We start from the raw sequence: 20,881 nt of genomic DNA, 5'->3' as shown, positions 1-20,881 counted from the left end.
TAAGGTAGGAAACGAAAAGAAATAAGAAATGAATCAGGCAGATTCAATATTTTTGAACTATTCTGTCAGTTTTATCCACTATGAGAATGATTATTAACTACACATAATTGTGTGTAATTAATAAGAGTTATTATCAGGTTATTTCTTCAATTTCTATAAGGATATACACCATGCTGGCGAGTGCAAATCAGTGGTTCACACGATTAACCGATCATCAAGACGGCGGTAAGCTACTGTTACGCCTGACTTTTGGTATTTTGATGCTATTCCACGGGGTAGCAAAAATCCAACATGGCACCAGTTGGATTTCCGATATGCTACAGGCTCAGGGCATCCCTGGCTTTGTTGCCTACGGCGTTTATATTGGTGAGATCATTGTGCCTATTCTGATGATTCTGGGGCTATTTACCCGTCCGGCGGCCTTTATTTATGCCGTTAACCTGCTGGTGGCCACTCTGATGGTTGGCACCGGTAAGTTCTTTACTCTGACCGACGTAGGTGCCTGGGGGCTGGAAAACGAAGCGCTGTATTTCTTCGGCGGTATCATCATTATGCTGTTGGGCAGCGGCCGTTACTCAATCACCAAAAACGAAGCCTACCGTTAATTCGGGTAAACGTCGGGAAATCTAGTAGATTTGATCGCTATTCCCGCGGGGTGAACAAGACCCCGCGGCTATTTTATCGCTTTTGTTTTCTCTGACCCTGCTCAGCCCCTCACGCTTTCAGACATCGCTGTACTTTGCTAACAGCTGTTAACCTTCCCGCTTTCCGCCGTACTCATTCATCTTCCTCATCGTCTTATTCAAAAAATTTATATGCTTATTCCTAGATAATAAACCTGCTTTTCATTTTTATAAAAACCGTTAACCAAATGGTTGATGTATCTATTCAACAGGCGCATACTTAACAGGCTAATCATCTGCTTTTGTGCTTTGCCATATTAACGCCCCTCACCATGACGCTAAACCGTGCCGCAGAGCTAACACATTCTTCTATCGGTAATTTATGACCTCGTCACCAGAACCTATTCACTGGAAACGGAACCTATTTGTCGCTTGGTTGGGCTGTTTTCTGACCGGTGCCGCCTTCAGTCTGATTATGCCTTTTCTGCCTTTATACGTGGAAATCCTCGGCGTGACTGGTCATCAGGCGCTGAATATGTGGTCAGGGCTGGTGTTCAGTATTACCTTCCTGTTTTCAGCCATTGCGTCGCCGTTTTGGGGCAGTTTGGCCGACCGTAAAGGCAGAAAAATTATGCTATTACGATCGGCATTAGGCATGGGGATCGTGATGGTGTTAATGGGAATGGCGCAGAATATCTGGCAATTTCTGGCGTTACGCGCCCTGCTGGGTCTGCTCGGTGGCTTTATTCCCAACGCCAATGCGCTGATTGCCACTCAGGTGCCACGACATAAAAGCGGCTGGGCGCTGGGCACGTTGTCTACCGGCGGCGTCAGCGGCGCGTTAATTGGCCCGCTGATCGGTGGTTTACTGGCAGATAGCTACGGCCTACGTCCGGTATTCTTTATTACCGCCGCCGTACTGTTCCTGTGCTTTGTTATGACGCTACTGTGCGTTAAAGAGCAATTTACGCCGGTGTTGAAAAAAGACATGCTCAACGGACGGCAGGTTTTACAATCGCTGAAAAATCCTAAACTGGTGCTTAGCCTGTTTGTTACTACCATGATTATTCAGGTGGCAACCGGTTCAATCGCACCGATTTTGACGCTGTACGTACGCGAGCTGGCGGGAGATATTCACAATCTGGCATTTGTTAGCGGAATGATTGCCTCGGTGCCTGGCGTTGCGGCGTTAATCAGTGCCCCCAGACTGGGAAAATTAGGCGATAAAATCGGCCCCGAACGTATTCTTATCGCTATGCTGGCGCTGTCGGTGTTGTTGTTGATCCCAATGGCGCTGGTACAGACGCCGTGGCAATTGGCAGTATTACGCTTTTTGCTCGGTGCTACCGACGGCGCGCTACTGCCCGCAGTGCAAACATTATTGATTTATAATTGTACAAATCAGGTGGCTGGTCGAATTTTCAGCTACAACCAATCATTTCGGGACGTTGGCAACGTCAGCGGCCCGCTGCTGGGCGCCGCCGTTTCCGCCAGTTATGGCTTCCGGGCGGTATTCTGCGTCACCGCCGTGGTGGTGTTATTTAACGCATTCTACTCATACTGGTGCCTGCGACGGCGACCGGCTCAGGCTTTGAAACAATCGGCCAATCGTCAGGAAGATAGCTAAAACTCCCCCCGGATAAGCGCAAATCTTCCCCTCCTCCACGCCAAAATTTTGCTGTGATTAAAATCACAGTTTATCGCTGACTTTTCTCTTATAAATGTCACTTATACCCACTTAAAAAGTGGCTATCATCCTTATTCTCCCCAAAACTGTCATTTTCCTCTCTTTCCAGTAAAAAATAATTTACCCGTTCAAAAAAAGGGGTAAGCTCACTCTAAAGAAAAAAGACTAACTAGTTGAAAATAAATAGATAAACCTCATTATCAGCCTCGAAATTTACACTATAATTTCGTCATAAAAATCCACATCCACCCACAGATATAAATCTAAAAAACGAGATGTATATCGACTTTTCGTCTAAATAATGGGATATAAGCACGGTAGAAAACCAAAATGACGTTATTATGGAGTTAAATCCTATTATAGAGAGTGTTAAATCGATTATTCATGAAATTAGTGACTGCCCGATAACCTAACGATAACGGACGGCATTAACAGGAGAATAAGGCGTATTGAATCACTCATACCACAGCACAACAGCCCGACCTTAACAGGCGATTTCTATGGGAAGACTTTATGCAATCCTCTAATACCAACAATAGCCGGACTTTCTTCGGCCATCCTTATCCTCTGAGTTCGCTATTCTTTACCGAGATGTGGGAGCGCTTCTCGTTTTATGGCATCCGTCCGCTGCTGATTCTGTTTATGGCCGCTACGGTTTATGACGGTGGGTTAGGTTTACCGCGAGAAAATGCTTCCGCTATCGTCGGTATTTTTGCCGGTAGCCTGTATTTAGCTTCATTGCCCGGCGGCTGGCTAGCCGATAACTGGCTAGGCCAACAGCGCGCCGTTTGGTACGGCTCTATCCTGATTGCCATGGGCCACCTTTCCATCGCTTTATCCGCATTTTTCGGTAATGACATGTTCTTTATTGGGCTGGTCTTTATCGTATTAGGAACAGGCCTGTTCAAAACCTGTATTTCCGTGATGGTCGGAACCTTATATAAGCCCGGTGATGCGCGCCGCGACGGCGGTTTCTCACTGTTTTATATGGGAATCAACATGGGTTCCTTTATTGCCCCGCTGCTCTCTGGCTGGCTATTACGCACCCACGGCTGGCACTGGGGCTTCGGTATCGGCGGCGTCGGTATGCTGGTGGCATTATTGACCTTCCGCATGTTCGTGATTCCATCAATGACTCGCTACGATGCCGAAGTTGGCATGGACTCCAGTTGGAACAGCCCGACCGTTCAACGTAAAAACGTCGGTAAATGGGTCTGCGCGGCGATGGTGGCATTGGCGGCGGTAGTCACACTGGTGGCTCAAGGCGTGATTGAAATCAATCCGGTACTGGTCGCCAGCAGTCTGGTGTACCTGATTGCCGCGTCGGTAACGCTGTATTTCGTCTATCTTTTCGCTTTTGCCGGTTTAAGCCGCAAAGACAAAGCTCGGCTGCTGGTGTGCTTTATCCTGCTGGTCTCCGCCGCGTTCTTCTGGTCAGCCTTCGAGCAAAAACCGACGTCTTTCAACCTGTTCGCCAATGATTACACCGATCGTATGGTCATGGGCTTTGAAATCCCAACCGTATGGTTCCAGTCAATTAACGCCTTATTTATTATTCTGTTAGCGCCAATCTTCAGCTGGGCATGGCCCGCACTGGCGAAGAAAAGCATTCGCCCAAGCAGCATTACCAAATTTGTCATCGGTATTTTATGCGCCGCCGCCGGTTTTGGTGTGATGATGCTGGCAGCGCAGCATGTGCTGGCCACCGGTGAAGGGGTTTCTCCATTCTGGCTGGTAGGCAGTATTCTGATGTTGACGCTAGGTGAGCTCTGCCTTAGCCCTATCGGGCTGGCGACGATGACATTGCTGGCACCGGACAGAATGCGTGGTCAGGTTATGGGTCTGTGGTTCTGCGCTTCCGCGCTGGGTAATCTGGCCGCAGGCCTGATTGGTGGACACGTAAAAGCCGATCAGTTGGATATGCTGCCAACGCTGTTTGCCCGTTGCTCCATCGCACTGGTCATCTGCGCCGCCATCCTGATTCTGCTGATTGTGCCGATTCGTCGCATGATGAATAACACCCAAGGCGCTGAAAAAACTGCGTAATTTGTCGGAATAGACTTGATAAAAAGCCAGCCTTATTTTCGGCTGGCTTTTTACTGCCCGCTCACCTGCACCACCGTTTACAGCGGCCACGCCCGTTGTTGCAACACGACGCGATAGCCATCAACGTCTTCAAAAGTTTGCCCACTTTCGTCCCAATAGGGGTTGTAGGACTCCACCACCTGAAAACCGGCTTTGAGCATTTGCTGACATTGTGTCGCCCATATGTTCGGATCCGGAAGATAAAAGACTAGCAGATTGTCTGCCGTTGGCGCACGCCCAACGGAAGTGCTGCGATGATGGGTAAACTCCAGATGATAGCCGTGATGCGGATGACCCAAAATCACACCATCAAAACCCTGATGGTCTGCAAAACTGCCCAGCACGTTCAACCCCAACCCCAAACGATACATTTCAGTGATAATATCAAGATTATCTGTCGGTCTGGCTACGCGCATGACCGCATCACTTGGTAACATGATTTTCTCCCGCCCCCAAACAGCATAGTTAACTCAAATAACTTAAAAAGCGTGGTTAATGATGAAGATCAGACTGGCTCACCTTAATGACTATTCGGCAATCCTGCAATTACAGCAGGAAAACATCCCTGAAAACCTGAGTGACGAGCAAAAAAAGCAGGGATTTATCGTTTCCCGCATGGATGAGAAACAGTTAGCCGCGATAAATAATGATTTGGGCATATTGGTAGCAGAAGATGATAATGGCGAAGTAGCTGGTTTTGTCTGCATGATGAAAACCGATGCCCGACCGCGACCGCCGGTGGTCGACGCCATGCTGGAAGCCCTGAGGCAGCAACGTTTTGAGGGTAAACCGCTAACCGAGCTGCGAGTGTTTCTCTATGGGCCGGTATGCGTCGCTCAGAATAAACGCGGTCAGGGCATCGTTAGCCAACTATTAGCCGAGGTAAAGCAACACACTCAGGCTAATTATGACGTCGGAGCGGCTTTTGTAGACGATGCCAATCCACATTCATTAGCGGTGCATGTAAAAGGGTTACATATGACGCCGGTGACAAACTTTACCTGTCACCAAAAAGGCTATAACTTGCTGGTTTTCTCAACAAGAAGCTAGAGTTGACGTTACTCGTAAGGGCCGTGCTGGGCGTCGAAAGGCAGCATAAAGGTATCAACAATCATGGAGAGAGGTACATCGAGTACCGTAATATATTTCCATGCTGAATCTCTGACGTCCCACTGTACGCCCGGATAATATTGATTGCCGTGCCCGGCTCCCGGCACCGTGCGGCTGATAATACTGCCGCAACCGGAGAGCGTCACAATACCCGTGAGAATCAGCAGCAAACGCAGGCTTTTCTTCAGTCCAATATTTAATGTTTTCTTCACGACGGTATCAGGCTCTTCAGGTAGTCAATGGTTGTCTAAGGTCGTTCATTTTAACCACATTTCGGTTGGCATATCCGCGCAAAAATCAGCGCGTATTTATAAGGCAAAACGGACAATGCGCCTAACACATTGCCCGTTATTATAACTTATAGATATTCCGCAGGATTAGCTCGGCATGGCCTGCGGGTTACGCGGCAGGTGCTGATAAAAATCAGCCCACTGTGCGTAAGCCTCTGGCTGCTGCCAAATCTTCTGGTGCAGACGGGCAATCATGACCGGATCGCTCAACAGCTCCAAACGTTGCAGCTTCCCAAGCTTCGCTGGCCCCTGACTCAACGCCTGATTCACCTGTAACTCTCGCCCGTGCTCGATAATCTCTTTCGCCCGATGACGCGCCGTAGCCATTGCGCTTGCCAGTGCGTTATAAGACGGATTCATTACCGCGTGCAGGAAGCCGTCGGCCAAAGCTCGCTGGCGGTTAAGCTGAAGATATTCCTCGGTCGCGACCAATTCACGCGGCGGATTATATTCCTCGGGTATCAGGAACAGTTTGGCACGCTTACTGGCCATACCCAGCGTTCTGCGGCTAGACAGCACAGAAACCACCGGCGACAGAATCAGCGAGAACACAATCGGCGACAGCCACCACAGGAAACGAAGATCCAGCCAAGCCACACCACCGGCCCAAATCAGCCCCAACAACAGCTGCGGCCCATGACGCACCAGCGCTTCGCTCCACGGCGTGGCGTCATCGTCCCGCTGCGGTGAATTCCACTGAACCGACCAGCCGAGAAAAGCGCTGACCACAAATACCGTATGGAACAGCATACGGACCGGAGCCAGCAGCACCGAGAACAGCATTTCCAATAGCATCGAAAACAGCAGCCGAATGTTGCCACCGTATTCTTTCGCCCCTTTGGCCCAAATCAGAATGATGCTCAGCAATTTCGGCAGGAACAGCAATACCAAAGTGGTAGAGAACAGGCCAATCGCCAGCTCAGGCCGCCATTGTGGCCACACGGGGAACAGTTGGCGCGGCTGTAAGAAATACTGCGGCTCCATTAGGGTATGCACCACCTGTAACGCAGTGGACAGAACCAAAAACATAAACCACAGCGGCGCAGACAGATAAGACATCACGCCGGTCAGGAATACCGCCCGGTGTACCGGATGCATACCTTTCACCAGAAACAGGCGGAAGTTCATCAGGTTACCGTGGCACCAACGCCGATCGCGCTTTAGCTCGTCCAGCAGATTGGGCGGTAACTCTTCATAGCTACCCGGCAAATCGTAAGCGATCCACACGCCCCAACCAGCCCGACGCATTAAAGCGGCCTCAACGAAGTCATGGGACAAGATGGAACCTGCGAACGAACCTTCCCCCGGCAACGGTGCCAAGGCACAATGCTCGATAAAGGGTTTCACACGGATAATGGCGTTATGGCCCCAATAGTGCGATTCCCCCAGTTGCCAGTAATGCAGGCCGGCGGTAAACAGCGGGCCATAAACCCGAGTCGCAAATTGTTGCACCCGCGCATACAGCGTATCCATGCCAGAGGCTTTTGGCGCAGACTGAATAATACCGGCGTTAGGGTTAGCTTCCATCAGACGAACCAGCCCCGTCAGGCACTCACCGCTCATTACGCTATCGGCGTCCAGAATCACCATATAGCTATACTGACCACCCCAGCGACGGCAGAAATCATCGATATTGCCACTTTTCCGTTTCACCCGACGGCGACGGCGACGATAGAAAATCTTGCCGTGGCCATCGACATCCCGGCACAGCTCCAGCCAAGCTTTTTGTTCGGCCACGCAGATATCCGGATCGTAGCTGTCACTTAATACGTAAATATCGAAATGTTCCAATTGCCCGGTCGCCGCCACCGATTCGTAAGTCGCTCGCAAACCCGCGAAAACCCGCTCTACGTCTTCATTACAAATCGGCATGATCAACGCTGTACGATGGGATGGATTCAGCGGTTCATTGCCCACTACGCTGGCAGAGATGCTGTATTTATCCTTGCCAATAAGCAGCTGCAGGAAGCCCATCAGAGCGGTCCAGAAACCGGCCGAAACCCAGCAGAACAAGACGGCAAACAGAATCAGAATGCCGGTTTGCAACAGGTAAGGCAGCAGCTGCATCACCGATTGTTGCCAGTTTTGATTCCAGATTTCGATCGGGTCGATCAGCGCCCAGCCCTGGTAAGGCAAGATACTTTTCATATACACGGTGGCAATACTGGTTTGTACCAATATCAGCGCCAGCAGGATATAACGACGGATTGAACCCACCGCGCGCCATTTCCGCTCGGCGTCTGCCTGTTCCGGCGTAGCCGAACGTGAAACCGTGGTGCGACCGAGCAACGAATCCCAAAAGCGTGCCACCGGATTGGTGCGCCAGGCCTCCGGGAACATGCGCGAGCGCACGATCGGCGGCGTGGCGCTAATAACAGTGCGCCCTTCTGCATCCACGGACAGTTTTTTACCGCCCTGCAATGCATCTGGCCAGCCAGCCAGCAGGCGAGCCTTAACCGACGACAGTGCGGCATCGTTATCCGCCGCGCCGTGCGGTTCCGGCTGACCCGCCGCCAGTTGGTGATGCAACTGGGCCAGCGCGTCTTTATCGTTATCAGGCAACGCCGCCCGCAATGCCTTCTGCTGCTCAACAGTCAGGGGCAAGGCGGCGAGGTAATCCTGTAATGGACTCTGAGTTGACTTATTCATCGGCAGGTAGCTGATAGCTCCAGGTTTCTGTCAGGGTTTTGTCGCCGTTGACCAGCGCTGCGCGCATTTCGATCGGTTTCTTCTCATCTTTTACTTTGACCCGCAGCGTCAAGCGCCAGCCTTTGGTTTCCGGGTTATAACGTACGCTGTTTTCCAGCAGCTCACCGTTATCGCCAACGCTGACCTGAGAAGCCAGCGGCATATTCGGATCTAAGGAGCTTAATACCGGCCCGATAAAATCAACCAGGAAAGCCACGCTGCCGTCCGGTTCGCGAATCAAATTCGACTGTTTCACATCACCGGTAGAACGTAGGGTCTGTTTGACATAACCCACGTTGTCAGAATGCAGTTTGTCTTCATCGCGGGTAAAGTGCAGACGGTAATTAAGATCCAGCGAATGCTTAGCATCGGGCAGTACGTCCGGCGTCCAGAACGCCACAATATTGTCGTTGGTTTCATCCGCAGTTGGGATTTCCACCAGCTCGACTTTGCCTTTCCCCCAATCGCCCCGCGGTTCTACCCAGGCACTTGGGCGCAGATCGTAGCGGTCGTCCAAATCTTCATATTGAGAGAAAGCGCGGCCACGCTGCAATAAACCAAACCCCTTCGGATTTTCAACGGTATAGGTGCTGATAGACAGATGTTTTGGATTATTCAGCGGACGCCAGATCCATTCACCATTGCCCGCGTGAATAGATAAGCCGTTGGAATCATGCAGCGCCGGACGGTAATTCAATACCTTAGAAGGCTGACTCGGCCCGAACAGGAACATGCTGGTGAGTGGTGCAATGCCCAGTTTGGCGACTTTGTCGCGCAGGAATACCTTAGCCTGCACATCGATTGTGGTATCTCGGCCCGGATAAACGGTAAAACGGTAAGCACCGGTAGCGCGCGGGGAATCCAGCAGCGCGTAAATCACCAAATGTTTGTCGTTAGGCTTAGGTCGTTCAATCCAGAACTCGCGAAAACGAGGGAATTCCTCACCGGATGACAAAGCGGTATCAATCGCCAACCCGCGTGCAGACAGGCCATAAACCTGCCCTTTCCCAATCACCCGGAAATAGCTGGCACCCAACAGACTCATGACTTCGTCATTTTTATCGGCTTTATTCAGTGGATAAAGCACTTTGAAACCTGCAAAACCGAGGTTTTTCACCGAGTCAGGATCGTGTTTTACCGAACCAAAATTAAAGTAATCCGGACTGTACTTAATCGGTGTGACGCTTTTGGCGGTAATCTCATTGATTTGCACCGGCGTATCGAAGTACATGCCCTGATGATAAAACTCTAACTTAAAAGGTGTTTTCAGCTTATTCCAATAGGATTTATCGTGATTGAACTGAATTTGCTGATAATCGGCGAATTTCATCTCGCGAAATTGCGAAGGAAGGTTACTCTTGGGAGCATCAAAACTTTTATCCGCCAGATTCTGGGCTTTTTTTGCCACGTCATCCAAAGTAAAAGCTGAAACCGAACAAGAGAATAAAGATAACAAAATAGCAACACTCAGCCATTTAGCGCGATTCACACTCTGGCCTTTCGATAAAATATTAACTGGCACAATTCCCCCTTTACGGGTAATTAAATTCTTAAATCCATTTTAATGGATTATCCTGTCTGGCGACAATATGATAAATCCTGATTTCATGTTTATGGCTATTGTTTAAACGACGAACTAATCATTAAGCCTAGCAAGCCTCATTGCAATAGGCTATGGAAAAATAATAAACCTTATAGTAGGGTTTTACATTCCGCCTTATCCAGTGCCGATAAAATAAGCGCGTTATTCTCTCAATTATAACAACTAGCGAATATCTATGAAGAAAAGTACTAAACAACGAGAATATTTCCTGGACGCTATTCGCGCCTATTTGATGTTACTGGGGATTCCTTTTCATCTTTCGCTGATTTACTCCAGCCACCATTGGGCAGTAAACAGCAGTATCTCGTCGCCGTCTCTAACCTTGCTGAATGACTTTATCCACGCCTTTCGCATGCAGGTGTTCTTCGTTATCTCCGGTTACTTCTCTTTTATGCTGTATCAGCGCTATGAGCGGCGGCGCTGGCTGAAAGTTCGCCTAGAACGCGTGGCTATTCCATTAATCACCGCCATTCCATTGATTACCCTGCCGCAATTTTTTTTGCTTAAACACTATACAAATAAATTACAGGAGTGGAATTCTTTTACACTTTATCAAAAAATAAATATTGCTATTTGGGAAGGCGTTTCCCACCTCTGGTTTTTGTTAACTTTGGCATTACTGACCTTAGCTGGCCTTTACCTGTTCAATAAGATTAAAAATATCAACCAATCACTTAACGGTAGGATTAATAAATTGAATAGTTTAGGAAGAATCTCACTGTTTTTCTTTCTCTTCTATTTATTATATTCTGTGGTTCGTAGAATAATATTTATACTCTCCCCAGAATTACTCTTTAATAGTGTTTTTAATTTTGTGGTTATGGAAACGCTGTTTTATGCGCCTTTCTTTATTCTCGGGGCCATGACTTTTAAATACCTTTGGCTAAAAGAAGTGTTTCTAAAGTTTTCACCGATGGCATTAATCGCTTCCGTTGTCCTATTGGCTGCCTATTGTATTAATCAACAAGTGTTTAACCCGGATTATTTTTCCTTCGAGCTGGATATCCTTATCAAAGCGCTGATGGGGATCACCATGACTAACGTGGTGTTTTCTTTGGGTTATCGTCTGCTTAACGCCTCATCGTCCGGCATTACCTATCTGGTTAACGCGTCGTTGTTCATTTATTTGGTGCATCATCCGTTAACCTTGATCTACGGCGCTCTTATCGCGCCGCATATTCAGAATAACGCTTTGGGCTTCCTAGTGGGCCTGCTGTTTGTCTGCCCTGTCGCCTTTTTGCTGTACGAAATTCATCTACGTATTCCGCTGCTAAAATTCTTGTTTTCCGGTAAAACAGCCAGCACTGTTTCCTCACAGCATAATGTTATTACCAAGTAATATGGTTGTGGCAATATCGTTAACCACTTAAAACCATTACACTGTCTACCCCTTGCAAAACAAGATGGGGCAGCAACACCTCACTGTATGCCCGTTAATCGGGCATTCTTACCGAGCAACAATCATTGGGATAAGCTTCGCTCGCAGTGATATGACAGAGGATTTGTGATGAGTACACCAGACACTACCGGGAAAAACCTGACGAATGATGCCGATATCAGCGCCGAGTTTTCCACCCTTTTTGCCTTGGTCAATCGACTCAGCAGCGCGTTGGACGGCTCCATTAACGGAAAAGATCGCAGCGTGTTGGTCAATGAGCTTTCACAACTGACCTTTTCAGAAGTGCCGAACCCCGAACGCGCCATAGTGACCGAATTAGTCAAACGCACTCTGGTCACCCTCGATCGGGCATAACGCTTTGCCTGTGCTCACCCGCTGCACCATCGGCACGGGTGAGCCGCTTCTGCTCCTGATTTCCTCGCTCAGCTCCGCTTAATTCTTCCTCAATGGGATAAAACACTTTTTTTTCCCGATTGGGCCAGAGAGATAGTTCAAAAATACAAATTTAACACCTTGAATTAGGTCATATCTTAGCTTTTAACTGCGCTTTTCTGTGTATAATTAACTTGTTTCATCCATAACCCGCCATTTATGCATAAACCAGGAGATCCCCCACCGTGGACGCGACCACTATTAACAGTCTCTTTTTAATCGGCGCAGTACTGGTGGGCGCAAGTATCTTACTCAGTTCACTCTCATCCCGTTTAGGTATCCCGATTTTAGTTATCTTCCTCGCCATCGGCATGCTGGCCGGCGGTGACGGTATCGGCGGTATTCCTTTTGATAATTATCCGGCCGCCTATCTGGTCAGTAACTTGGCGCTAGCGGTGATTTTGCTGGACGGCGGGATGCGCACCCGAGCTTCATCATTCCGCGTAGCTTTATGGCCAGCGTTATCTTTAGCGACCGTTGGAGTGATGATTACCGCGGGATTAACCGGTCTGGCCGCGGCCTGGCTATTTGATCTGGATATCATCCAGGGGATGTTAATTGGCGCAATTATAGGTTCTACCGACGCAGCGGCCGTTTTCTCACTATTAGGGGGAAAAGGGTTAAACGAACGCGTCAGCGCTACGCTGGAGATCGAATCTGGCAGCAACGATCCTATGGCGGTCTTCCTGACCATCACGCTGATAGCGATGATTTCCGCCGGCGAAACCAGCCTAAGCTGGATGTTCATCATACATTTACTGCAACAGTTCGGGCTGGGCATTATCCTGGGCCTGCTGGGCGGTAGTCTGCTGCTGCTGCTGATTAACCGCATTGAGTTAGCCAACGGTCTATATCCGCTACTGGCCGTCAGCGGCGGTATCATGATTTTTGCGTTAACCACTGCGCTGAATGGCAGCGGCATTCTGGCCGTTTACCTGTGTGGGCTGATGCTGGGCAACCGCCCTATCCGCAACCGTTCCGGGATCTTGCAAACCTTTGACGGTCTAGCGTGGCTCAGTCAGATTGGGATGTTCCTGGTATTGGGGCTACTGCTCAATCCGAGTGATTTACTGCCGATCGCCATTCCGGCGCTGATTTTATCCCTGTGGATGATTTTGTTCGCTCGCCCGCTGTCGGTATTTATCGGGCTGCTGCCTTTCCGTAGCTTTAACCTACGTGAACGTATTTTTATCTCTTGGGTAGGTCTGCGCGGTGCTGTGCCGGTGATTTTAGCGGTATTCCCAATGATGGCTGGCCTGCCAAACGCCCATTTATTCTTTAACGTCGCTTTCTTTGTGGTGCTGGTTTCTTTGCTATTACAAGGCACCAGTTTGTCCTTTGCGGCCAGGAAAACCAAACTGGTGGTTCCCCCAGCTCTGGCACCGATTTCCCGCGTCGGGCTAGATATTGATATGAACCGTCAATGGGAACAGTTCATCTATCAGCTTAGCTCGGAAAAATGGTGCATTGGTGCGGCGCTGCGCGATCTGAAAATGCCGCGGGGCACTCGAATTGCAGCGTTATTTCGCGGTAAAGACTTACTGCACCCAACCGGTAGCACCCGACTGAAAGAAGGCGATATTCTGTGTGTAATCGGTCAGGAACACGATTTGCCAGCGCTGGGTAAGTTATTTAGCCAATCGCCTACTATCACTCTGGATGAGCGCTTCTTCGGTGACTTCATTTTGGAAGCTGATGCACGACTCAATGATATCTCTAATATTTATGGATTAAATCTGGAAGACGGAATTGATGGCCAGCAAACCTTGGGTCAGTTTGTGATCTATTTATTGGGCGGAGAACCGGTTATCGGTGACCAGATCGAATGGGATGGCCTGACCTGGACTATTGCTGAAATGGATAATGACCGCGTCACTAAAGTTGGCGTAAAAATTATCACCGAGAAAGCCTGACCGTTATTTTAGCGGCTGATATTTTCTCAGCCGCCAATTCTATCTGATAAAAATCTTAACGCCGCTGGCAGTGATTGTTGTCGCCAGCGGTCATTTGCAAACCCTGCCCTTTTCTCTCCGTTGGTTTTTATATCATTCGGCTAATTTGCCGCGGCCGTTTCAATAGAAATGGCAGAACTTGGCAAACCGAAAATCCGATCAAACAACCCGTTAAAAATGAAGGTATAGCAAGGTATTAGCACAATGAGCGCCAAATCCAGATAGAAAGCTTCCAGCAAACTGATGTTCATCCACCAGGCGATTAACGGAATCAAATACACCACCAGCGTCAGTTGAAAGCCAATGGCGTGCAGCACCCGCCGTTTAACCGTGCGCGTCCGGCTGAGCTGGCGGCTTTCCCAAAACTCGAAAATATAGTTATAAACAAAGTTCCAACTCACCGCGATAGTCGTAATCATCACCGAAAGCGGGCCTGTATTTCCCGGCGAAGTCCCTGATAGCAAAGCCAACCCCAAAGCCGAAATCACCAGCCCAATAATTTCATATGCCGTGACGTACACCAGCTTTCTTTTTAACCCTTGCATAACCACCTCATTATTATTCGCTGATGAGCAATCTCCGTCGCCCATCGATTAAGGCCGCCAAGATATCGTCATTCGTACTGACATTAAAAGTTAGCTATTATCAGTTTTACTGATAGGAGGACGAATGAATTTTTCCAGTGAAAATATCGAGTTATTTTTAGCCGTTATCGACCGAGGGTCCTTCTCGGCGGCGGCCAGAGCCTTACACCGCGTACCGTCAGCGGTCAGCATGGGCATTGCTAATATGGAGGCCGAGCTTGGGTTTCCGCTGTTCGACCGTCGCTCCCGCGAACCAATCCCGACGCCATTGGCATTAGCACTGGAGCCACAGGCGCGAATAATCGCTCAGCAGCTTCAGCAGCTACGGGTTCACGCCGTCGAATTATCTCAAGGATTGGAAAGCACGTTTGCTTTAGCTATGGCGGCGGAAGTGGATAAAACACCGGTTCTGGCGGCGTTGAAAATTCTGTCTCAACGTTATCCTCTGCTGAATATCGAGGTGCTCAGCGCGCCGCAGGATGATGTGTTACATATGTTGCACTGCGGCAGAGTCAGCGTGGCGCTGGCCTTCGGCGGGCTAAGCATCAACGTGCAGGAACAATTTCAATACGTGGGCAGTGAATCATTGATTGCCACTATTTCAGCTCGCCACTGGGCGGCAGAAAATGCCAATGATGCACTTTATATTGAAGATTTAGTCACCATTCGCCAGATCATCGTTGCCAGCATGAGCCACCCTATCAGCGATACTCGTCCGCTGGTTGCAGGCAGCTATTGGCGAACCGACACGCTGGCTATGGCATTGGGCATGGTAGAAGCCGGTTTGGGTTGGGGCAATCTACCTTTTTCATTGATCGAACCCTTACTAAAACAAGAACATTTGAAACAACTGCATTTTAAAAATACCAAAAACGAGCTGAAATTACCGATTCACGCCGTTTGGCTAAAGAATCAGTCGCTAAATAAAGCCGCGCGGGAATTTGTGCAATTGATGAGCCAGTAAACTGACATGACAGCGCCGTACAAATAATGAGCTACATTTATAGGAGCCCATTCTGGGTGACATACAGTTACATCTGATTTTTTCTCTGCTTTTATTCGCCCTGAGGTAATAAAAATGGAATCACTTCCTACCAGAGATCCTGAGAACGGCCCGCCAAATAAACGACGTTCATTATTAAAAGCGGCCATTGGCATGTCAGCACTAAGCATCACCGGTGCCATTGGTTTAACCAGCCCCGGAGTAACCTATGCCGCAGCGCTGACCAAAGAAGAAAGAGATAAACTCACTCCAGACCAGATTATTCAAGGTTTGAAAGACGGTAATATCCGTTTCCGACACGGAAAAATGCAGCAACACGATTATTTAGCGCAAAAACGCGCCAGCGCCAGTGGGCAATTTCCCTCGGCGGTCATATTAAGCTGTATTGACTCCCGCGCTCCGGCTGAAATTGTTTTTGATACCGGAATTGGTGAAACATTTAATGGACGAATCGCCGGCAACATTGCCAATAACGATCTCCTCGGTAGCCTGGAATTTGCCTGTGCTGTAGCCGGTGCCAAAGTGATTCTGGTATTGGGGCATACCGCCTGCGGTGCTATCCGCGGAGCCATTGATAATGTTGAGCTGGGGAATTTAACCGGGTTACTGGCACAAATAAAACCGGCCATTGCGGCAACGGAATATAGCGGCGACCGCTCGGGCAATAACGCCGCTTTCGTGGATGCGGTAGCGAAAACTAACGTAGAGAACACGATAAAAACTATTCGTGAGCGCAGCGATATTTTGAATAAGCTGGAAAAAGAAGGAAAAATCAAGATTACCGGAGCCATGTACCAATTAGACGGCGGGGCAGTCGATTTTATCCAGATATAACAGCCGCATGACGCTTTCCCTTCAAACAGGCAGTAGCGTTCTTTTATTGTGAAAATGTTATTGTGAATGTTTTATTGCAGGTATTGATAGCGAGATTATCCGCTAAGCAAATAAAACAGTCTTCTGTTTGAAGGGAATATTTGTGCATAGCGACAACAAATGATGAAATGCAAACACGCGTTTACGGTAAAAATAGATCGTAACGTTCAATCAGGAAATATTGGATTTTAGAGAGGTTAATAAAGAGTAAAACCAAGAGATAACCAAGAAGTGAATGGCGGAGGAGGAGAGATTCGAACTCTCGAACGGTTTCCCGTCGACGGTTTTCAAGACCGTTGCCTTCAGCCACTCGGCCACCCCTCCGCAATGAGGCGCACTATAAACAGCGCGACCTGGCTTGTAAAGCCTGATTTGGTTTAATTGGACAAAAATCCGTCACCACGGCAACGAAAGCCGAATTTATCGTCAGCTTGATGAAAAATGGCGCATTGCGGTTTATCTTTGCAGTCCACTGCCACTTTCCTGTTTATCGCAGACATTTTTGGGATACCGACGAATATTTGCTAAATTAACCGCTGATTTGGTTTTTTGCATAATTGAGGCCGTATGTTGGAGTTTGAAGGTCGGATAATTGATACCGATGCTCAGGGGTATTTGAAGAATAGCGATGACTGGTCTGAAAGTCTGGCTCCTATTTTAGCCGCGCAGGAAGACATCACCCTAACCGAGCCGCATTGGGAAGTAGTTCGCTTTGTCCGAGCGTTTTATCAGGAGTTTAATACCTCGCCAGCAATTCGCATGTTGGTCAAAGCCATGGCGCAAAAATACGGCGAGGAGAAAGGCAATAGCCGCTACCTCTACCGCCTTTTTCCAAAAGGCCCGGCGAAACAGGCCACCAAGATTGCAGGTTTACCTAAACCGGTAAAATGTATTTGATCGTTCAGATCTGTTACTCACTGCATAAACTGACCGGCCTAATGGCCGGCGGTTTAATAACGAATCTTGAAGCCTTCAAATACTTCAACCGCTCTGGGTTCCGTCAACACCCGATCCACTCTTGCCCCCCGAGGCCCGCCCTGCCGCAGCCACGCCATCAGCTCTTCCACTGATTCTGACTCACCGCAGGCAATCACTTCAACGCTACCGTCATCCATGTTTTTCGCATAACCGGTGATACCGCGACTAACCGCTTCATGTTGGGTACAAAAACGGAACCCCACGCCCTGAACCACACCGTAAACATAGGCCGCGATACAGACTTTTGGCATATTTATTCCCTCATTTTTATTTTTAGTGCATATATTCCGATACCAAACTTTATTCCGATACCAAACTTATTATCGCTACTTTTCTGTTATCTCACCGCAACCATCTCATTATGGCCTTAGGCTCGTCTCACGCCAAATACAGTCAGAACAATTAATATTATTGACGTATTCCCAGATCCAATTCCGGCATAGTCAAGCGCAGATCTATCCAACGCCCTGTGGGATTATCGAACGGTTGGCCATCGTTGATGTACAATAGATCCCTGCGCAATTTCGTAAATCGAAACCAGGGTAATACTCCAATTTTAGCTATAAAAAAACCGGTCTAAGCCAGCAGAGATGAGTGATAAAGTTCGAAATCTCAATTCCTTGAGAAGGGTTTTCATCCCTGCGATTTTGGTTAGCTCATCCCTAACCGTTGAGTAAGACTTGCATGAGCAAATCTGAACAGAGGGCTTCCTGCGCCTCCAGCGGTTGTTATCCTAAGGTATTAATTAAACACCTATTTATTCGCAGCATTCGCCGCTTATCGCACTCCCCATCGCTGTAGCGCTCATTTTCTTACCGGTATCACCATCACAGACCGTTAGCACGCCAACTACGTCAAAATAAGCCGTATATTCAAGCCCCTCCAGTCCGTGATGACCGCCCACCAAAGCTAGAGTCAGCGCCGCACCGCCAGCGGAGGACGCCAGAAGTTTGTTACGTAGAGCGGGAGCCATTAGATTTCTCCTTTAATTGAAATTCTTTTCGCTTGTAGTGCCAGTTCACGCCAACGGCTCCAATCTTGCAGACAATTCCGATGATAATTGCCCATTCGTTCAACGAAAGCTCGCCCAACGCGGCCGTCAAACCACCAAGCCAGCAAGACAACTCACTGACATATTTATCCATTCGCATAGCCTCCTCCCCCTGCCGGTCTGGCTGGGCATTTGTAAGATTCAGGTGTCAACAGGAATAGCTCTCCGCCACGGCTCCTCGCGTTACGGGGGCGTGTAGACGTTGGAGTTTGACGGAGAGCCAGATACGAAAAAGCCCCGCAGAAGCGAGGCCTTGATTGACTCATCCTGGCATCCGTTGGAGATGCTGGATTTGATATTTGGGGTGAATCAGGGTGATCACCGCTTTACTTAATATATCTACCTCAGTCTGCATCAGGAAAACAGATGAGCTGCGAGATACAATGATATTCACTAAGTACCTATAAATGCAAAAAGCCCCGGTGGTTAACCCGAGGCCTTTCTCTGATGAGCCTTTATAAGTAGCCCACTATGAGAAGCAGTTTACCCCAATTTTCGGAAAAATAAATAGCTAACGATAAAATAATTCACTATTTTTTCATTAGCTATTTAATTGCTTTACTCAATAAGTTACTGGCGCGGACTTCTTCCTGCTCCAACTGGCCAATCAGCGAATCGTAAAATGGCTTAATGCTTTTATCCCAGGTTGCGGCACTGATGGCGTTAGTCAGCGAACTCACTGCCCGAAATGCGGTTGATGCCGGAATTCGCTCGTACCCGCGACCGCGGCAACGCTGACAATCGCGCTTTACTGGAAGGCCCTGTTTCTCGGTCTCTTTTTGATCCACAACGACACCGCGGCCACGGCAATCCCGGCAGGCAACGGAAACCACGCCTTTTCCCCGACACTGGCTGCAAATAACCTGAGTAGGCTGGCTATAGGCCCTCTTTTCCCGATCTTTCGCCGTTGCTACCCTGTCGATAACGAACCTTTTCCCCTTACAACAAGAACATTCCTCAACGCCTGAGGCGCTGCGGCAATAATCCTGATAGGCAAAACCCGCCAGTTTCTGTACGACTTTCACTTTAACCCTGCCATCCAGCTTACGTAAGGCTGCCACCTTATCGCATTGGGTCATGCCATATTGAGTGAGTAACTGAATCGCATCTTTGGCATCACCAGCACTTAAACCCAGCTTCCCTGAATAGGCTTTAAACCCGAGTTCAGCCTTGGACTGACACAGGCCGAAAGCTCCCATCACATCGGCGCCGGTCAATATATCGCCCGTCGCACCAGGGCTATCGGTGAAAGATTGTGATTTACAGAATAGATACTTTGTCGCTGATTCCAGGTTCATATTGCTTTCCTCGCCTGCACGCCCATCCGTAGATAGACGTAAATAAAAATCTATGCCGCTCCTTGACGTATCCCTACGCCGGACCGCAACGTTCTCAGTTCTTACTAGCGGTCAGGGTTCCCTATCCTTACTCCTCGTAACCCCTTGTGTTGGCAACGCTCTTGTCGCGTTAGCTCAGCCAATCACCTTGCCTCGCAGACTATCGTCCATAGCTATTTGGCTCCGTCACTCTGGAATCCAGCAATGTCGGTATCACGTCGCTAACCTGGTTGAACAACACGCCTACCCATTTTAAACGCCGCTCGACCCTATGAAACCACACGACACTTGCATCATCGCCAGACGCTGTTTGCTTCACAGGTCTTCTCCGTATGAATAAATACCCATTAATAATACCGCAAGTATTTATCAAATCAATATCTGCGGTATTGTTATTTTAATAGCTCTGGTATTAGAATGAGTGAATGGAAAAGAAAAAACCGCTCACGCCCGAACAGATCGAAGACGCGATGCGTTTGAAATCTCTTTATGAGGCAAAGAAAAAATCGCTGCATATCACCCAACAGGCGATAGCCGATGACCTTGACGTCAGCCAGGGCGCGATTGGCCATTACCTGAACGGCCGGAATCCATTAAACACCAAGGTCGCGGCGGCATTTGCCAAACATCTTCAGGTCTCTATTGCCGATTTCAGTCCTACGTTAGCCAAAGAGGCCGCCCTGCTTGGGGAGAATGCCAATTCGAATAACGTGAGTTATCTTGGGCAAAAATCTACGGTTGGCACCTTCCCGCTGATTAGCTGGGTGAGCGCCGGGAGCTGGCTGGAAGCGGTAGAACCCTATCGCAGAGATGAAATTGATATTTGGCCTGACACCACGGTAAATGCCAGCCCCGGTTCTTTCTGGCTACGGGTGAAAGGTGACTCCATGACCGCGCCAACGGGGTTTACCGTGCCCGAAGGAATGATTATTTTAGTCGATCCAGAGAAGGAGCCGGTCAGCGGAAAACTGGTGGTGGCCAAGCTGGAAAATGAAAACGAAGCGACGTTCAAACAGTTTATGACCGATGCTGGACGTAAGTACCTTAAGGCATTAAACCCGCATCATCCGCCGACTATTATCAACGGAAACTGTAAAATTATCGGCGTTGTGGTGGATATCAAATGGGAACATATTCCTTAATACCCAAAGCCTATAGATAAAACCACCGATTGTTATCAGAAGCA

General features: G+C 48.7%; 20 protein-coding genes and 1 tRNA gene. 11 read left to right on the top strand and 10 right to left on the bottom strand.

Annotation, left to right across the window (positions count from 1 at the left end):
• The first annotated feature begins 170 nt into the window (after positions 1-170).
• From DBA33_RS07795 to DBA33_RS07785, 3 genes are all read left to right on the top strand, one after another.
• Complete coding sequence (locus DBA33_RS07795) at positions 171-605, top strand: DoxX family protein (RefSeq protein ID WP_064513004.1); 435 nt, start codon at positions 171-173, stop codon at positions 603-605.
• Between the two features lie 400 nt (positions 606-1,005).
• Complete coding sequence (gene mdtG / locus DBA33_RS07790) at positions 1,006-2,250, top strand: multidrug efflux MFS transporter MdtG (protein WP_120806136.1); 1,245 nt, start codon at positions 1,006-1,008, stop codon at positions 2,248-2,250.
• Positions 2,251-2,823: 573 nt separating this feature from the next.
• The gene (locus DBA33_RS07785) at positions 2,824-4,356 is read left to right on the top strand and encodes a peptide MFS transporter (RefSeq protein WP_064513000.1); all 1,533 of its coding nucleotides are present in this window, start codon (positions 2,824-2,826) and stop codon (positions 4,354-4,356) included.
• A 77-nt stretch (positions 4,357-4,433) separates the two neighbouring features.
• On the opposite strand, the gene DBA33_RS07780 is transcribed toward DBA33_RS07785, so the two are convergent.
• Positions 4,434-4,832, bottom strand: coding sequence for a VOC family protein (locus tag DBA33_RS07780; protein ID WP_120806134.1), 399 nt, complete (start codon positions 4,830-4,832; stop codon positions 4,434-4,436).
• A 61-nt stretch (positions 4,833-4,893) separates the two neighbouring features.
• Between DBA33_RS07780 and DBA33_RS07775 the strand changes: the two genes are divergently transcribed.
• On the top strand, positions 4,894-5,445 hold the full coding sequence (locus DBA33_RS07775) for a GNAT family N-acetyltransferase (RefSeq protein ID WP_120806170.1): 552 nt from the start codon (positions 4,894-4,896) through the stop codon (positions 5,443-5,445).
• Positions 5,446-5,453: 8 nt separating this feature from the next.
• Here DBA33_RS07775 and DBA33_RS07770 read toward each other — a convergent pair whose 3' ends face one another.
• The 3 genes from DBA33_RS07770 to DBA33_RS07760 all read right to left on the bottom strand — a co-directional run bounded on the left by DBA33_RS07770 (position 5,454) and on the right by DBA33_RS07760 (position 9,972).
• A complete protein-coding gene (locus DBA33_RS07770) occupies positions 5,454-5,717 on the bottom strand; it encodes a YceK/YidQ family lipoprotein (RefSeq protein WP_235600998.1) in 264 nt (87 codons plus the stop codon).
• A 165-nt stretch (positions 5,718-5,882) separates the two neighbouring features.
• Positions 5,883-8,444 carry a glucans biosynthesis glucosyltransferase MdoH gene (gene mdoH, locus DBA33_RS07765; protein ID WP_064512997.1) on the bottom strand — a complete coding sequence of 854 codons (2,562 nt, stop codon included), beginning with the start codon at positions 8,442-8,444 and terminating at the stop codon, positions 5,883-5,885.
• Positions 8,437-9,972 carry a glucan biosynthesis protein G gene (locus tag DBA33_RS07760; protein ID WP_120806168.1) on the bottom strand — a complete coding sequence of 512 codons (1,536 nt, stop codon included), beginning with the start codon at positions 9,970-9,972 and terminating at the stop codon, positions 8,437-8,439. The genes mdoH and DBA33_RS07760 overlap by 8 nt, the downstream gene beginning before the upstream one ends.
• A 289-nt stretch (positions 9,973-10,261) precedes the next feature.
• Between DBA33_RS07760 and mdoC the strand changes: the two genes are divergently transcribed.
• From mdoC to DBA33_RS07745, 3 genes are all read left to right on the top strand, one after another.
• Positions 10,262-11,425: a glucans biosynthesis protein MdoC gene (gene mdoC / locus DBA33_RS07755; RefSeq protein WP_120806132.1), complete on the top strand. Its 1,164-nt coding sequence runs from the start codon at positions 10,262-10,264 to the stop codon at positions 11,423-11,425.
• 168 nt (positions 11,426-11,593) lie between these two features.
• Positions 11,594-11,839, top strand: a complete 246-nt coding sequence (locus DBA33_RS07750; protein WP_064512994.1) for a hypothetical protein — start codon at positions 11,594-11,596, stop codon at positions 11,837-11,839.
• A 263-nt stretch (positions 11,840-12,102) separates the two neighbouring features.
• Positions 12,103-13,830: a potassium/proton antiporter gene (locus DBA33_RS07745; protein WP_064512993.1), complete on the top strand. Its 1,728-nt coding sequence runs from the start codon at positions 12,103-12,105 to the stop codon at positions 13,828-13,830.
• Between the two features lie 140 nt (positions 13,831-13,970).
• Here DBA33_RS07745 and DBA33_RS07740 read toward each other — a convergent pair whose 3' ends face one another.
• On the bottom strand, positions 13,971-14,414 hold the full coding sequence (locus DBA33_RS07740) for a PACE efflux transporter (RefSeq protein ID WP_064512990.1): 444 nt from the start codon (positions 14,412-14,414) through the stop codon (positions 13,971-13,973).
• 124 nt (positions 14,415-14,538) lie between these two features.
• Between DBA33_RS07740 and DBA33_RS07735 the strand changes: the two genes are divergently transcribed.
• Positions 14,539-15,417: a LysR family transcriptional regulator gene (locus DBA33_RS07735; RefSeq protein WP_120806130.1), complete on the top strand. Its 879-nt coding sequence runs from the start codon at positions 14,539-14,541 to the stop codon at positions 15,415-15,417.
• A gap of 114 nt (positions 15,418-15,531) precedes the next feature.
• Positions 15,532-16,290, top strand: coding sequence for a carbonic anhydrase (locus DBA33_RS07730; protein WP_120806128.1), 759 nt, complete (start codon positions 15,532-15,534; stop codon positions 16,288-16,290).
• Positions 16,291-16,565: 275 nt separating this feature from the next.
• Here the strand turns inward: DBA33_RS07730 and DBA33_RS07725 are convergent.
• Positions 16,566-16,653 (bottom strand) — tRNA-Ser (locus DBA33_RS07725).
• A 243-nt stretch (positions 16,654-16,896) separates the two neighbouring features.
• Between DBA33_RS07725 and tusE the strand changes: the two genes are divergently transcribed.
• On the top strand, positions 16,897-17,226 hold the full coding sequence (tusE, locus tag DBA33_RS07720; protein ID WP_049596459.1) for a sulfurtransferase TusE: 330 nt from the start codon (positions 16,897-16,899) through the stop codon (positions 17,224-17,226).
• 53 nt (positions 17,227-17,279) lie between these two features.
• Here the strand turns inward: tusE and yccX are convergent, their stop codons facing one another.
• From yccX to DBA33_RS07700, 4 genes are all read right to left on the bottom strand, one after another.
• Entirely contained in the window at positions 17,280-17,558 is a 279-nt protein-coding gene (gene yccX / locus DBA33_RS07715) for an acylphosphatase (RefSeq protein WP_064512985.1), read from the bottom strand.
• A 506-nt stretch (positions 17,559-18,064) separates the two neighbouring features.
• On the bottom strand, positions 18,065-18,280 hold the full coding sequence (locus tag DBA33_RS07710) for a hypothetical protein (protein WP_120806127.1): 216 nt from the start codon (positions 18,278-18,280) through the stop codon (positions 18,065-18,067).
• Positions 18,261-18,458, bottom strand: coding sequence for a phage holin family protein (locus tag DBA33_RS07705; RefSeq protein WP_064512980.1), 198 nt, complete (start codon positions 18,456-18,458; stop codon positions 18,261-18,263). Before DBA33_RS07705 ends, DBA33_RS07710 begins: the two co-directional genes overlap by 20 nt.
• A gap of 445 nt (positions 18,459-18,903) precedes the next feature.
• Complete coding sequence (locus DBA33_RS07700) at positions 18,904-19,656, bottom strand: antitermination protein (RefSeq protein ID WP_120806125.1); 753 nt, start codon at positions 19,654-19,656, stop codon at positions 18,904-18,906.
• 464 nt (positions 19,657-20,120) lie between these two features.
• Here DBA33_RS07700 and DBA33_RS07695 point away from each other — a divergent pair, with 464 nt between their 5' ends.
• Complete coding sequence (locus DBA33_RS07695; RefSeq protein ID WP_064512976.1) at positions 20,121-20,837, top strand: XRE family transcriptional regulator; 717 nt, start codon at positions 20,121-20,123, stop codon at positions 20,835-20,837.
• Positions 20,838-20,881 lie beyond the last annotated feature (44 nt).

This window comes from Yersinia sp. IP36721 (genome assembly GCF_003634395.1).
Taxonomy (GTDB): domain Bacteria; phylum Pseudomonadota; class Gammaproteobacteria; order Enterobacterales; family Enterobacteriaceae; genus Yersinia; species Yersinia entomophaga.
Note: the sequence above shows the minus strand (reverse complement) of the source record. Positions and strands in the feature narration are given on the sequence as shown.

Bases quoted from the DNA above. Each gene is read 5' to 3' on its own strand.
- DBA33_RS07730 (WP_120806128.1), top strand. From the start codon at position 15,532: ATGGAATCACTTCCTACCAGAGATCCTGAGAACGGCCCGCCAAATAAA.
- DBA33_RS07750 (WP_064512994.1), top strand. From the start codon at position 11,594: ATGAGTACACCAGACACTACCGGGAAAAACCTGACGAATGATGCCGAT.
- DBA33_RS07740 (WP_064512990.1), bottom strand. From the start codon at position 14,414: ATGCAAGGGTTAAAAAGAAAGCTGGTGTACGTCACGGCATATGAAATT.
- DBA33_RS07695 (WP_064512976.1), top strand. From the start codon at position 20,121: ATGGAAAAGAAAAAACCGCTCACGCCCGAACAGATCGAAGACGCGATG.
- DBA33_RS07775 (WP_120806170.1), top strand. From the start codon at position 4,894: ATGAAGATCAGACTGGCTCACCTTAATGACTATTCGGCAATCCTGCAA.
- yccX (WP_064512985.1), bottom strand. From the start codon at position 17,558: ATGCCAAAAGTCTGTATCGCGGCCTATGTTTACGGTGTGGTTCAGGGC.
- DBA33_RS07780 (WP_120806134.1), bottom strand. From the start codon at position 4,832: ATGTTACCAAGTGATGCGGTCATGCGCGTAGCCAGACCGACAGATAAT.
- tusE (WP_049596459.1), top strand. From the start codon at position 16,897: ATGTTGGAGTTTGAAGGTCGGATAATTGATACCGATGCTCAGGGGTAT.
- mdoH (WP_064512997.1), bottom strand. From the start codon at position 8,444: ATGAATAAGTCAACTCAGAGTCCATTACAGGATTACCTCGCCGCCTTG.
- DBA33_RS07700 (WP_120806125.1), bottom strand. From the start codon at position 19,656: ATGAACCTGGAATCAGCGACAAAGTATCTATTCTGTAAATCACAATCT.
- DBA33_RS07795 (WP_064513004.1), top strand. From the start codon at position 171: ATGCTGGCGAGTGCAAATCAGTGGTTCACACGATTAACCGATCATCAA.
- DBA33_RS07705 (WP_064512980.1), bottom strand. From the start codon at position 18,458: ATGCGAATGGATAAATATGTCAGTGAGTTGTCTTGCTGGCTTGGTGGT.
- DBA33_RS07710 (WP_120806127.1), bottom strand. From the start codon at position 18,280: ATGGCTCCCGCTCTACGTAACAAACTTCTGGCGTCCTCCGCTGGCGGT.
- DBA33_RS07785 (WP_064513000.1), top strand. From the start codon at position 2,824: ATGCAATCCTCTAATACCAACAATAGCCGGACTTTCTTCGGCCATCCT.
- mdtG (WP_120806136.1), top strand. From the start codon at position 1,006: ATGACCTCGTCACCAGAACCTATTCACTGGAAACGGAACCTATTTGTC.
- mdoC (WP_120806132.1), top strand. From the start codon at position 10,262: ATGAAGAAAAGTACTAAACAACGAGAATATTTCCTGGACGCTATTCGC.
- DBA33_RS07735 (WP_120806130.1), top strand. From the start codon at position 14,539: ATGAATTTTTCCAGTGAAAATATCGAGTTATTTTTAGCCGTTATCGAC.